Consider the following 13,280-nt stretch of genomic DNA (forward strand, 5'->3'; position numbering starts at 1 on the left):
TGCATATCAAATAAGGGTTATAGATAGCATTGCCCACAGCCGCTGGCCAGACGGGCGGGGTGCACTGTGTTTGCTCCAAGATAAGTATCAAAGTCAACGCTGAAGGCAATAGTAAACTCCATCGCCAACGATTCGGCCGAAGGCGGTCAGTTGTTTCGCATGTTGGAGACCGCAGTTGTAATACCGTTCAAGGCTTGGATACAGTGATTGTTATAATGGGTGCTTAATGATCATCGATCAGTTCCGTGGTGAGTGCGTCATGGGGTACATTACTCACATCGTAGTGCAAGAAGGCAATAAGGAACTGAATGCCGATAATCAGTGGTAGTGCTGCGGCCATCACCGTGCCGCTAGATGCGGGCTGGCCACTGGACATGCTGTGGATCCAGTGCACTCCGCCAAAGACGAGGCTCACCATGCACAGCAATACGCCCAGGATGCTGTACAAACTACCGACATTGAAGTCGCGCAGCAGGTAAAGATAGAAATAGCGTCTGAAGATGCGTGAGACATGCTTGCCCAGGAATTCGGGGAGCACCTTGGATACCTTGAGATTGGATTCCTCGTCCGCATACACCGCATCCATGGGCACGTCGTGCACCACTGCGCGGATGGTGTTCAGGCGGTACAGCATGTCGGTCTCGAAGAAGTAGCGCCGCTCCAGCTTGTGCAGCGGCAGCTTGCGTAGCACGGCTGTGTGGATGGCGGTATAGCCGTTGGTTGGGTCCATTGAAGACCAGTAACCGCAACTGAACTTGGTCAGCAGCGACAGCACTGCGTTGCCAAAGAGGCGCACGGGAGGCATGCCGCTCAGAGATTCGGGGCGGTAGAAGCGGTTGCCCTTGGTGTAGTCGGCTTGTCCACGCACGATGGGACGCACGAACAGCGGCAACAGCTTTGGATCCATCTGTCCGTCGCCGTCGATCTTGACCACAATGTCCATGTCATCGGCGATGGCTGCTTCGTAGGCTGTCACGATGGCACCGCCTACGCCTCGGTTCTCCGGGTTATAGAGGACGCGTACACGCGGATCACGGTTGTGCTCCTCGATGTAATGGCCGCTGCCATCGGGACAAGCGTCGTCCACGGCATAGATGGCCTCCACTTCGGGACCGATGGCAGCAATCACACCCAGGACGTGCTGGGTGACTTTGTAGCAGGGGATGGCGACCGCGATGCGCATCAGGTACGACTCCTTAACTCGTAGAGGCCAGTGCCACGCCGGCCATGATCAATGCGCCGCCTGCGAGAGTGCGCCAATGCAGAGGTTCGCCTAGAAACAACCAGGCTAGCGTGGGAACGATCAGGAAGGCCAGTCCCATAAAGGGATAGGCCAGATGCAGCGGAGCATGGCGAAGAATCCACACCCAGCCGAGCGTGGTGATTCCGTAGAGCGCGAGGGCTGCGATCAGCCAGCCATTTTGGAGCAGCGCAGGTAGCGATAAAACATCAGGTAGAGCGGCCGCAGCTTTTTTGAACAAAAGCTGGCCAATGGAGATGCCCAGTACGCAGACGAGGGTGTAGAAGCTTAGTGCGATGTTCATGGCGAATTGCTTATGTTCCATGACAAGGGTGTATAGGGGTCAATCTCGACGCTATCGCGCCACAGGGCACGTGCTGCTTCTGGCATCGTCGAGCGCAATAATTCAGCGCCTCCCCAGGAAATTTCGGTGCCCGGCGCACAATTTATTGACAACCATAAACGGCCTGGTTGTACAGGTCGCAGATGGTGGTTGCCGTGTATGGCGTAGGTGCGCCACTGCCCGTCGGCAATGATCGGCAATTCAGGTTTGGGCCAGTCCGATGCACTTGCTGCGTGCTCTAACCTCAGATTGACGGTGCGACAGCGCGTGGGTGCTGGGGCCAGGACGCGCAAATGAAAGCGCCATACGCCATCCATGAAGTTCATGGACGGATAGGGGGTAGTTTCGTTCTCATGTAATCGAACTTCCAGCGTAGCGATCTCGCGCTCGAGGCGCCACTGTTGGGGGCCTATCGCCAAAGCATCGGCACTGGCTGGGCCGATGCTCGTCGAATTCAGGACCGAGGCTACAGGGCCGAGTCGCTCAGGGTCAATACGCAAGACTTCATGCCGGTTTGATCGACCAGTTAGAGTATTGGTGATCGCCATCAAGGCCAGTAAAACAGCTGCCTGACGCCAGCGTGGTGAGCGCCAGGTCCAATCGTGCGTCATCCGCCAGGCAGGTAATAGTGAGCCTACCGCTGCTGCCGTCAGCAATATCAACCACGGCTCAATAAACCCTGCGTTGTAGCGCGTGTTGTAGAGAAGTGGTGTTAGCTGCATGAGCATGCCCGTGACGCCCAAGCCCAGTAGCGTTACCACCACCTTTAGTTGTCCTGCCCGAAGTGGGGCTGATGAATGTGTAGGTCGGCGACGCAGTAGCCATGCAATAAGGGCGGCGGCAATACATAACCATTCGAACAGCCGGAACTTGCGTAAACGTGCTTCGAAAGCCAATTCCGGCGGGCTGTAAAGTAACCACGACCGAAGCTTGAGGCCGAGGAAGGCCAGCAAGTCCTGCATGCGAGTGTTTTGCAACACACTGATAGCCACTTTGCGCTCAATCTGATCTGCAGTCCTATCGAGTGGTTCTCCCCCAGTCGTAGGCTCGGCTACGCGTACAACCTCACCAATATCGTATTCGAATCCAACAAACGATGGCTCATGGCCCAGTCGTAGCGGGTTAACGCCATAGTACAAACCGGCACCGCTGCCAGTGCCCATACTCCAAATGCCAAATTGCATACCATTTTTTATTACTACGGCCGCCGGTAGGGCACATGCCGCAATTAACGTCACCAGTATCTTGCGCAGGAGAGGGCGCCAATCTCGGAGACTTGATCTCGTCAGGAGCAGGAGCAGCCATGTCATAACAATGGCTCCTATCACCATGATCTGCAAAACTGGGCGTGTCAGCAGTGTGATGGTCAAACCAATGCCAGCCAATACGAACCAGCGCGCACGGTCAAGGCCGGGTCGAAGCAGAATCTCAATCAATGACCAGCTCAACAGCAGTACACCAAACAGGTATAGCGGCTCAGTCAATACCTTGGGCATGTAATACGCAATGCCTGGGTTATAGAGCAGTAGCAAAACAGCGACCACTGCGCCAACCCAACCCCCTAGTCGCCGCGCCGCCTGAGCCATCATCAAGGCTGAGATGACAAACAGGCCGCCGTTGGCCCAGCGCACGGCGGTGACGTCAGCCTGCCAAAGTGCGGGCCACAAATAGCCTAAGGGCGCAACCCTGGTACTGAACGGATCGTGTAAAAAAAAGCCCCAACCGTCCGCAAGCCATTTTCGTGCGCCTGGCAAGTAGGTATGGAAGGCATCCGAATTCCCTGAAGCATCTAGATCTAGCGGGTAGTACTGGCGCAATCGCATGATGGCCAGCACGACGATCATCAGCGCCCCAAGCCAAGGGAGAGCACGTACGATTCTTGAATTGCGGGTGAGAAAATTCATGTCACCTGCAGCGCCAGTCCCGCATGCTCCCGCAGCGGATGGAAATGAATCTTCGGGAACCGCTCCTGCGCCAGCCGTACGTCATATGGGCTCGTGCACAGATAGGCCAGCGTGTCCGCTGCATCGCGCGCCATGCGCATCGGATAGGCATTCTCGAACTCGCGCAATTCGGCTGGCGTGTCGGCGGTAATCCAGCGGGCTCCCGTGTACTGGCAGGCTTCCAAACGGATGTCGCAGTCGTATTCGGTGTTCAGACGGTGCTGCACCACTTCGAACTGCAGCTGGCCCACGGCACCCAGCAGCATGTTGCCGCCGGCCTCGGGCTTGAAGACCTGGATGGCGCCTTCCTCGCCCAGCTGCATCAGGCCCTGCTGCAGTTGCTTGGTGCGCAGCGGGTTCTTCAGCACCACGGTCATGAACATCTCGGGTGCGAAGAACGGCAGGCCGGTGAACTGCAGGTTGGCGCCGTCGGTGATGGTGTCGCCTAACTGCACGCCGCCGTGCGTGGTGAAGCCGATGATGTCGCCGGCGTAGGCCTCTTCCACCGCCTCGCGGCGCTGGCTCATGAAGGTGACCACGCTGGTGGGGCGCAGTTCCTTGGCGGTGCGCTGGACCTTGAGCTTCATGCCGGGCGTGTACTTGCCGCTGGCCACGCGCACGAAGGCGATGCGGTCGCGGTGGTTGGCGTCCATGTTGGCCTGCACCTTGAACACCACGCCCGAAAAGCCTTCGTCTTCGGGCAGGATGGTCTTCTCGACGGTCTGCTTGTTGACGACGAGCGAGCTCTTGCGCGGGCCGGGCGGGGGCGACATGTCCACCACCGCATCCAGCACTTCCATCACACCGAAGTTGTTCACGCCCGAGCCGAAAAACACCGGTGTGAGCTTGCCGGCCAGGAAGGCTTCATGGTCCCAGGGCGCCGAGGCGCCTTGCGCCAGCTCCATGCTTTCCAGTGCGTCGTCAAAGGCCTGACCGAAGCGCGCGCGCAGCTTGTCGGCATCGGCCAGCGGAATGACCTCGAAGTCCTGCGGGCGCTTTTCGCTGCCCGGCTGGAACACGGTCATGCTCTGCGTGCGTAGGTTGATGATGCCGCCGAAGCTCTTGCCCTGGCCCACGGGCCAGGTGATGGGGCAGCAGGGCATGTCCAGCTCACGCTCCACCTCGTCGAGGATGTCGAGCGGGTCGCGGACCTCGCGGTCCATCTTGTTGACGAAGGTGATGATGGGCGTGTCGCGCTGGCGGCAGACCTCGATCAGGCGGCGCGTCTGCGCCTCCACGCCGTTGGCCGCGTCGATCACCATCAGGGCCGAATCGACGGCCGTGAGCACGCGGTAGGTGTCCTCGGAGAAGTCCTTGTGGCCCGGCGTGTCCAGCAGGTTGATCACATGGTCGCGGTAGCTCATCTGCATCACGCTCGATGCCACCGAAATACCGCGCTGCTTCTCGATCTCCATCCAGTCGGAGGTGGCGTGGCGGCTGGCCTTGCGGCCCTTCACGGCGCCGGCGATCTGGATGGCGCCGGAGAACAGCAGCAGCTTTTCCGTCAGCGTGGTCTTGCCGGCGTCGGGGTGGGAGATGATGGCAAAAGTCCGGCGGCGCCGGGTTTCTGGGGCGTACGACACAGTGATTCTGGGTGAGGGCCGCGCGGTGCGCTGCGGCCGGTGCGAGAAGAGGCGGGCGCACCCTGCGGGAGCGCCCTGGCATTGGGCGGGGATTCTACGGCGCGGCGCGTGGTGCGGGGGCACCGGTATAATCTTGCACTTTCCGAGGAGCGTTGCAGCGTCCCCAGCACGGCGGGGCGCGAGGCTCGGAAGTCATACCCAGCAACGACGCTCACCCACGCCTTGCGGTGCGGTGAGTCCCATCCCCCAGGCGCGGTTTTTTCAGATACCCATCAAGGAAACCACCATGAGCGCTGTTCTCAAGTCCCCAGCCGACTCCGCGATTGCCGATATATCTCTGGCCGACTGGGGCCGCAAGGAAATCCGCATCGCCGAGACCGAGATGCCCGGCCTGATGGCCATCCGCGAGGAATTCGCGGCCAAGCAGCCCCTGAAGGGCGCGCGCATCACCGGCTCGCTGCACATGACCATCCAGACGGCCGTGCTGATCGAGACCCTCAAGGCCCTGGGCGCCGATGTGCGCTGGGCCTCGTGCAACATTTTCTCCACCCAGGACCACGCCGCCGCCGCCATTGCCGCCACCGGCACGCCGGTGTTCGCCATCAAGGGCGAGACCCTGGTGGACTACTGGGACTATACCCACCGCATCTTCGACTTCGGCCCCAAGGGCAGCGAGGGCGAAGGCCCGAACATGATCCTGGACGACGGCGGTGACGCCACGCTGCTGATGCACCTGGGCAAGCGCGCTGAAAAGGACGCCTCCGTGCTGGCCCACCCCGGCAGCGAGGAAGAGCGCATCCTATACGCCGCAATCAAGGCCAAGCTGGCCGAGGACAGCACCTGGTACAGCCGCAAGAGCGCCCAGATCATCGGCGTGACCGAAGAGACCACCACCGGCGTGCACCGCCTGAAGGAAATGTCGGCCAAGGGCACGCTACTGTTCCGTGCGATCAACGTGAACGATTCGGTGACCAAGAGCAAGTTCGACAACCTGTACGGCTGCCGCGAGTCGCTGGTGGACGGCATCAAGCGCGCCACCGACGTGATGATCGCCGGCAAGGTGGCCGTGGTGGCGGGCTATGGCGACGTGGGCAAGGGCTCGGCCCAGGCGCTGCGCGCCCTGAGCGCCCAGGTATGGGTGACTGAGATCGACCCCATCAACGCCCTGCAGGCCGCCATGGAAGGCTTCAAGGTCGTGACCATGGAGTGGGCGGCCGACAAGGCCGACATCTTCGTCACCACCACCGGCAACCGCGACGTCATCACCTTCGAGCACATGAAAGCGATGAAGGACCAGGCCATCGTGTGCAACATCGGCCACTTCGACAACGAGATCCAGGTCGCCAAGCTCGAAGAGCACTGCCAATGGGAAGAAATCAAGCCCCAGGTCGACCACGTGATCTTCCCGGACGGCAAGCGCATCATCCTGCTGGCCAAGGGCCGCCTGGTGAACCTGGGCTGCGGCACGGGCCACCCCAGCTTCGTGATGTCCAACTCGTTCGCCAACCAGACGATCGCGCAGATCGAGCTGTTCACCCACCCCGAGGGCTACGACGTGGGCAAGGTCTACGTGCTGCCCAAGCACCTCGACGAGAAGGTGGCGCGCCTGCACCTGAAGAAGGTGGGCGCCATGCTGACCGAACTGAGCGACGAACAGGCCGCCTACATCGGTGTGCCGAAGCAGGGCCCCTACAAGCCCGACACCTACCGCTATTGATTGTCAAAAAGCATAGCTGCTTGCGCTTGCCAGTGGCTGTTTTCAGCATGAAAAATTGCTGAAAGTGGCTCACTGCAAGCGCTACCAGCTATCGATATGAGAGGACAGCGCGATGCGCGCGGACGTATTTCTGGTGGAAGGCGGCTACGCGGCCACCCGGTCGCAGGCCCAGCGGTTGATTGCCGCCGGCGTGCAGTGGCGCCTGGCGCCCACGCTGCCGTGGCAGAAGGTGGCCAAGAACGGCGACGACATTCCTGCGGGGGTCGAGGTGCAGCTGCTGGACGCTGCGGAGGCCAAGTACCTCTCGCGCGGCGGCCTCAAGCTTGAAGGTGCGCTGGCTGCCACGGGCCTGCAAGTGGCTGGCCTGCGCTGCCTGGACGTGGGGCAGAGCACCGGCGGTTTCACCGACTGCCTGCTGGCACATGGCGCTGCCCAGGTGATTGGCGTGGACGTGGGCCACGGCCAGTTGCACGAGCGGCTGCGCGCCGACCCGCGGGTGGTCTGCGTGGAAGGCGTGAATGCCCGGGCCCTCACGCCCGAGGCGCTGCAGGACGCCTGCGACGTGGCGCTGTCCGAAGTCATCGAGGACGCGGAAGACAACGACACCCAGCCCCAGGCCCCCTACGCCTGGATGCGCAACGGCGGCGTGGTGGACGATGAGTACGACGACAGCGACGACGCCAAGGAGCATGAGATCGAGAGCTTCAAGGCTGAGCGCGCCGCCAAGGCCAAGGCACGCGCTGAGGGCTCATTGCCCGTGCAGCGCCGCCGCCGTCCCGGGTGCGAGGACGTGGACATCACGCCAGCGTTCGATCTCGTCACCGGCGACCTGTCCTTCATCTCGCTCACGCTGGTGCTGCCTGCGCTGGTGCCGCTGTTGAAAGAGCAGGGCCAGCTGCTGATGCTGGTCAAGCCGCAGTTTGAGTTGCAACCCGGCCAAGTGGGCAAGGGCGGCATCGTGCGCGATGCGCAGCTGTATCCGCAGGTGGAGCAGCGCATCCGAGACTGCTGCACGGAGCTGGGGCTGCACGTGGTGGCCTGGATCGATAGCCCCATCGAGGGGGGCGACGGCAACCGCGAGTTCTTCATCCATGCAAGGAGGAAGGCATGAGCCTTTCCACGGCCTTTCCGGTCAGCTTTGAATTCTTCCCGCCCAAGACGCCCGAGGGCGCCGACAAACTGCGCGCCGTGCGCCAGCAGCTGTATGCGCGCCGGCCCGAGTTCTGCTCCGTCACCTACGGCGCGGGGGGCTCCACGCAGGCGGGCACCTTCGGCACGGTGCGCGAGATCCTCGCCGAGGGCGTGAGCGCGGCCTCGCACTTCTCGTGCATCGGCGCCACCAAGGACGGCGTGCGCGCGCAGCTCGCCGAGCTGAAAGCCATGGGCGTGAAGCGCCTGGTTGCGCTGCGCGGCGACCTGCCCAGTGGCTACGGCATCGGGGGCGAGTTCCATTACGCGAGCGATCTGGTGGCGTTCATCCGCGCCGAGACGGGGCGCGACTTCCACATTGAGGTGGCCGCCTACCCCGAGGTCCATCCCCAGGCCCGTTCGTCTGATGCCGACCTGCAGGCCTTTGCCACCAAGGTGCGCGCGGGCGCCGACTCGGCCATCACACAGTACTTCTTCAATGCCGACGCCTACCTGCGCTTCGTGCAGGACGTGCGCCGCCTGGGGCTGGACGTGCCCGTGGTGCCGGGCATCATGCCGATCATGGGCGCGTCGCAGCTGCTGCGCTTTTCGGACGCCTGTGGCGCCGAGGTCCCGCGCTGGATCCGCCTGCGCCTGCAGGGCTATGGTGACGATGTGGCGAGCATTCGCGCCTTCGGCCTGGATGTCGTCACGCACCTGTGCGAGCAACTGCGCCGCGAGGGCGTGCCGGGCCTGCACTTCTACACCATGAACCAGAGCGCGGCCACGTTGGAAATCTGCGACCGCCTGGGGCTCTGAAGCGGCGGGGATGGGTAATATCGGCAGCTTTTTCCCGTCCTCTTCCTCCTATCCCCTGCGCGTTTGCGGTATGAGTCCCGTCATTGCCTTCCTGCTGTTCACCACGCTGTCGCTTGCGATGGCATCGCCCGCGTCGGCCCAGACGCGCTATTCCTGCCGCGACGAGCAGGGCGCCGTCTACACCCTGGCGCGCCCGTGCCCCAAGGGCATGGTGACCACCGCCGTCTCGGCGGGGCCGGTGGAGCCGCGTGCAGAGCCCCGCAGCTATGCGCCCGCTCCGTCCCGGCGCAGCAGTGTGATGCGCGAGGTGCCGGAATACGAGAGCTACATGAGCGGGCGCTGCCGCACGCTGCAAAACAGCATCCGCGGGGCATCGGCCAACGGCTCCAGCTACGACGTCATCGCGGGCATGCAGCGCGAATACCGGCGCGACTGCAGCGACGAGGAGAGCGATGCCGCCTCGCGCTACTACCGCGAGCGCCGCGAGGCACGCAGCCAGCGCCGCACAGAGCGCGAGCGCGAGGAACAAGCCCAACTGGCGCAGGAGGAGCAGGAAAGCCGCAAGGCGCTGCAATGCGCGGAGTCCAAGCGCATCCTGGCCGTCAAGAGGGCGCGCACCGACCTGACACCGGGTGAACGCAATGATCTGCGCCGTTTTGAGACCAACGTCATCACCCGCTGCGGCGACTTCTGACCCTTTGCACCCCGGCCGCATGGGACGGTGGTTGGCCGGCGTGCTGTTGGCGGCCGTACTGGCGGGTTGCGCAGCGCCACCCGCCGATGCGCCCCCTGTGGTAGCACCTGGCCCGACGCAGGCGCTGCCGGGACCGGCGGGCGCGCAGGCGGACAGCCCACCCGACTCCGGCGTATCGGCCCCGCCGCGGGCCCGCAAGGAGGGCAGGGTGCGCTCGGCACCGTCTTCTCCGCGTGAAGCCGATACCGCCATCGAGCGCGGCCGCGAAGACGAGGAAGAAAGCGGCGTGCTGCTCGGGCGCGGGCTGGCCTCCTGGTACGGCGGCAGCCTGCATGGCCGGCGCACGGCCAGCGGCGAGCGTTTTGACCGTGGGGAACTCACCGCCGCGCACCGCACGCTGCCTTTCGGGGCGCGGGTGTGCGTGCGCAGCCTGGTCAACGGCAAGGTGGTGGTGGTGCGCGTCAATGATCGCGGACCGTTCGCGCCAGGCCGGGTCATCGACCTGAGCCAGGCCGCGGCGCAGGAACTGGGCATGGTGGGCCTGGGTATCAAGCCCGTGGAGATCTGGCACATGGGGCCGGACGACGACAGCTGCCCCGAAGATCTGCCAGAGCTGGACCCGTCGTCCACGCCCGCAGCCTCGCCGGCCGCTGCTCCAGCGGGCGCCGCGCAAGCGCGCACAAATCAGGGCGCAGCGCGCACTACTCCCCGCAAGAGCCGGGCCCGGCGGCGCTAAACCACGGCATCCCAGGGACCGTGTGGACGCCCCTGGCCAGGGGCTTAACCCACCTCCAACGTGTGGGACGCGTTGCGGTCCTGGGCCAGCAATTGCGCCATCTGCGGCAACGCCTCGCGCAGCACGCCCTGCAGCGTGAAGGGAGGGTTGACCACGAACATGCCGCTGGCCGGCAGGCCGGGCCGGCGCGCGCCTTCGCCGGCCGCAGGGGAGGCCAGTTTGCTGGATTTCACTGTCAGCGTCGCATGCAGCCAGGGCTTGCCCGCCTTCTGGGCCAGCGTCTTGAGCCGGCGCGGCAGATCGTGCGCCTCCGCCCGCGGAATGATGGGGTACCAGGCGGCATACACGCCGGTCGCAAAGCGCTTCAGCGCATCCTGCAGCAGCGCCTGCACGCGCAGGTAGTCGCTCTTGATTTCATAGCTGGGATCGCACAGTACAAGCGCGCGGCGGGCCGGTGGGGGGATGAACTTCTTGACGCCCTCAAAACCGTCCTCCTGCAGCACGGCCACCTGCCTGCCTGCTTCAAGCTGGGCTATGTTGCCTGCGAGGGAGCGGGCGTCGGTGGGGTGCAGCTCGAACAGTTTGAGCTTGTCCTGGGCGCGCAAGAGGCGCTGCGTGATGAAGGGCGAGCCGGGGTAGACGCGCGTCGCATCGCCCTGGTTGAAGGCGCGCACCATGTCCACGTAGTCCTGCAGCGCGGGTGCCAGGGCGGGAAGAGCCGCTGGCGGCACGAGGCGCAAGATGCCGTCCGCGGATTCGGCGCTGGTGGAGGCATAGTCTCCGTCCAGCCGGTACAGGCCCGCGCCGGCGTGGGTGTCCAGAACGGTCAGGGCCGCGTCTTTCTGTAGAAGGTGTTGCAAGGTGGCAATGAGCACCGTGTGCTTGAGCACATCGGCGTGGTTGCCTGCGTGGAAGGCGTGGCGGTAACTGAACATGCACCCAATGGTAACCAGCGCCATCGCGGGCACAATGCGGGTCCGCCTGGTAGGGGAAGTGATGTTTTTGGCAGACAGGATGCGCTTTGTTGCGCGTCGGCCTGGCTGCCTGGCGCATCATGGCGTCCGCTGCGGCGTGCCGCGGTGCTTCCTCTGCTTCCTCGTTAGACTTCGCTGCCCTCGCTGATCCGCATCCCTTGTCCGCAACGCCCTCCATGTCTTCGCTCCCCCCCCGCTTCACGCCCGCCAGCGTCGCGCACCACGTCGACGCCCTCCCGGCGGGCACCCGGTTGGGAGAGTTCGAGATCGTGGCGCTGCTGGGCGTGGGTGGCTTCGGCATGGTGTACCAGGCGTTCGACCATTCCCTGCTGCGTTTTGTCGCGATCAAGGAATACATGCCTGCCGCCCTGGCGGGCCGCGCGGACGGGCATTCGCTCTGGGTGCGTTCCTCGTCGGACGAGCAGTCCTTTCAGGCGGGACTGGCCTCGTTCGTGGACGAGGCGCGCCTGCTGGCGCAGTTCGACCATCCCTCGCTGGTGAAGGTCTTCCGGTTCTGGGAAGCCAATCACACGGCCTACATGGTCATGCCCCTGTACAGCGGCTTGACCCTCAAGCAGGCGCGCGCGCACATGCGCACGCCACCCCCCGAGGAATGGCTGCGCAAGGTGTTGTGGTCGGTCACCAGCGCGTTGCGGGTGCTGCACGAAGGACAGACGCTGCACCGCGACATCTCGCCGGACAACATCTTCCTGCAGGACCATGGCCCACCAGTGCTGCTGGACCTCGGCGCCGCGCGGCATGCGATCAGCGACCGGGACCAGAAGCACACGGCCGTGCTCAAAGTCAACTACGCGCCCATAGAGCAGTACACGGACGCGGCATCGCACCTGCACCAAGGGCCGTGGAGCGACCTGTATTCGCTGGGCGCCGTCGTGCATGGCTGTCTGTGCAACGACACGCCGTTGCCCGCCACCTTGCGCGCCATACGTGACCGCATGGTGTCGTTCTCCCGCGTAGCACGCACGGTGCGCAAGCAGTTCGGCGTGGAATACTCGCGTCCGTTCGTCGATGCGGTGTCGCAATGCCTGGCGCTGCAGCCGCAAGACCGTCCGCAATCGATCGACGCGTTCCTGCAGACGATGGGCATGACGGCGGCGCCCGCGGGACTGGACGGGTTCGACTTCCGTGCCGAACTGGGCTCCATCTGGGTAGAGCCCTCGAGCAAGGATGCGCAGGGCGTGGCAATCCCGATGATCGACCTCACGGCGATGTCGCAGCCGCAGGATTCCCGGCCGCAGGCCGCCACCGTTGTGGCGGCGCCGGCTAGCGCGCCGGCAGACCTCATGGTGTCACCCGTGGAGCCTGCGACCGTGTTTGCGGAAACCGTTGCCGATGCGGGCGACACGCAGGCCTTCGCAGATACGCGCGAGATGCCGCAACATGACGCGCCGACCGGTTCACGCCACCCGACGCACGCGCGCACACCCCGCCCCCAGAAGGCTGCACGCCATGCATCAGCCCCCCGTGTTGTCAGAGCAGGCCATGGCGGACGGGCACGCCTGGTGTGGGGTATGGCTGCCTCCCTGGCGCTGCTGGTCATCGCCAGCAGTCCGTGGTGGGGAGGCCGGGAGAGCACGCCGCGGTATACGCCCGAAAACGAGATCATCACGGAACTTGCGTCACCAGCGCCAGCACCGGAGCCGGCAGAGGTGGTGATGGTGTCGCATGAGGCGGCGGACCCCGCGTCGGCGCCAATGGCAGTGCAGCAAGAGGCTGCGTCGGTGGCTGAGGCCCGGCCGGCGGTCGTTTCCAAACCCCGGCTTGTGCGCAAGGCTGCCGAGGCGACCGCGCCTGCCCCAGCGCCCGCCCCTGTGGTTCCGGCTCCCGAGCCGGCGCCACCTCCCCCTGCGCCGTCACGCCCTGCGGTGCCCGCAAGGGTGCCCGGGCCTGACGAGGCCTGCGAGGCATCCAGTTTCTTTGCACGCCCCTTGTGCATTCACGAGCAATGCCAGAAGCCGGGGCTGGCCAACCATCCCGTTTGCGTGGAAAACCGCCGCCGGCAGGAAGCCGAGGAGCGCAGGCGACAGCTTTACTCGCAGTAGAGCACTGCGCAGCGGTCGATTTTGTATAATGGCCGGCTTC

The 13,280-nt window shown here is 64.1% G+C and carries 11 protein-coding genes and 1 riboswitch; of the genes, 6 read left to right on the forward strand and 5 right to left on the reverse strand.

Going from position 1 to position 13,280, the window contains the following annotated elements; all coding sequences use genetic code 11:
- Positions 1–223: 223 nt before the first annotated feature.
- From AC1PPL_RS07360 to AC1PPL_RS07375, 4 genes are read right to left on the reverse strand one after another with little or no spacing between them, the layout of a single operon-like run.
- On the reverse strand, positions 224–1,183 hold the full coding sequence (locus AC1PPL_RS07360) for a glycosyltransferase family 2 protein (protein WP_479972991.1): 960 nt from the start codon (positions 1,181–1,183) through the stop codon (positions 224–226).
- 13 nt (positions 1,184–1,196) lie between these two features.
- Positions 1,197–1,544, reverse strand: coding sequence for a DMT family transporter (locus AC1PPL_RS07365; protein WP_479972992.1), 348 nt, complete (start codon positions 1,542–1,544; stop codon positions 1,197–1,199).
- Positions 1,541–3,487, reverse strand: a complete 1,947-nt coding sequence (locus AC1PPL_RS07370) for an ArnT family glycosyltransferase (RefSeq protein WP_479972993.1) — start codon at positions 3,485–3,487, stop codon at positions 1,541–1,543. Before AC1PPL_RS07370 ends, AC1PPL_RS07365 begins: the two co-directional genes overlap by 4 nt.
- Entirely contained in the window at positions 3,484–5,109 is a 1,626-nt protein-coding gene (locus AC1PPL_RS07375) for a peptide chain release factor 3 (RefSeq protein WP_479972994.1), read from the reverse strand. Before AC1PPL_RS07375 ends, AC1PPL_RS07370 begins: the two co-directional genes overlap by 4 nt.
- Positions 5,110–5,247: 138 nt before the next feature.
- A riboswitch (S-adenosyl-L-homocysteine riboswitch) is annotated at positions 5,248–5,329 on the forward strand.
- A 66-nt stretch (positions 5,330–5,395) separates the two neighbouring features.
- On the opposite strand from AC1PPL_RS07375, the gene ahcY reads away from it, so the two are divergent.
- The 5 genes from ahcY to AC1PPL_RS07400 all read left to right on the forward strand — a co-directional run bounded on the left by ahcY (position 5,396) and on the right by AC1PPL_RS07400 (position 10,203).
- Positions 5,396–6,826: an adenosylhomocysteinase gene (gene ahcY / locus AC1PPL_RS07380; protein WP_088888610.1), complete on the forward strand. Its 1,431-nt coding sequence runs from the start codon at positions 5,396–5,398 to the stop codon at positions 6,824–6,826.
- A gap of 112 nt (positions 6,827–6,938) precedes the next feature.
- Positions 6,939–7,937 (forward strand): TlyA family RNA methyltransferase, encoded by a 999-nt coding sequence (locus AC1PPL_RS07385; protein WP_479972995.1) that lies wholly within the window; start codon positions 6,939–6,941, stop codon positions 7,935–7,937.
- Positions 7,934–8,773, forward strand: a complete 840-nt coding sequence (gene metF, locus AC1PPL_RS07390) for a methylenetetrahydrofolate reductase [NAD(P)H] (protein WP_479972996.1) — start codon at positions 7,934–7,936, stop codon at positions 8,771–8,773. Before AC1PPL_RS07385 ends, metF begins: the two co-directional genes overlap by 4 nt.
- 70 nt (positions 8,774–8,843) lie before the next feature.
- Positions 8,844–9,467: a DUF4124 domain-containing protein gene (locus AC1PPL_RS07395; RefSeq protein ID WP_302078043.1), complete on the forward strand. Its 624-nt coding sequence runs from the start codon at positions 8,844–8,846 to the stop codon at positions 9,465–9,467.
- A 19-nt stretch (positions 9,468–9,486) separates the two neighbouring features.
- Positions 9,487–10,203 (forward strand): septal ring lytic transglycosylase RlpA family protein, encoded by a 717-nt coding sequence (locus AC1PPL_RS07400; protein ID WP_270174914.1) that lies wholly within the window; start codon positions 9,487–9,489, stop codon positions 10,201–10,203.
- A 44-nt stretch (positions 10,204–10,247) separates the two neighbouring features.
- Here AC1PPL_RS07400 and AC1PPL_RS07405 read toward each other — a convergent pair whose 3' ends face one another.
- Positions 10,248–11,138 carry a 23S rRNA (adenine(2030)-N(6))-methyltransferase RlmJ gene (locus AC1PPL_RS07405; RefSeq protein WP_220638497.1) on the reverse strand — a complete coding sequence of 297 codons (891 nt, stop codon included), beginning with the start codon at positions 11,136–11,138 and terminating at the stop codon, positions 10,248–10,250.
- 215 nt (positions 11,139–11,353) lie between these two features.
- On the opposite strand from AC1PPL_RS07405, the gene AC1PPL_RS07410 reads away from it, so the two are divergent.
- Positions 11,354–13,240 carry a serine/threonine protein kinase gene (locus AC1PPL_RS07410; RefSeq protein ID WP_479972997.1) on the forward strand — a complete coding sequence of 629 codons (1,887 nt, stop codon included), beginning with the start codon at positions 11,354–11,356 and terminating at the stop codon, positions 13,238–13,240.
- The last annotated feature ends 40 nt before the right edge of the window (positions 13,241–13,280 follow it).

It is taken from the genome of Diaphorobacter sp. B2A2W2, from assembly GCF_056730635.1.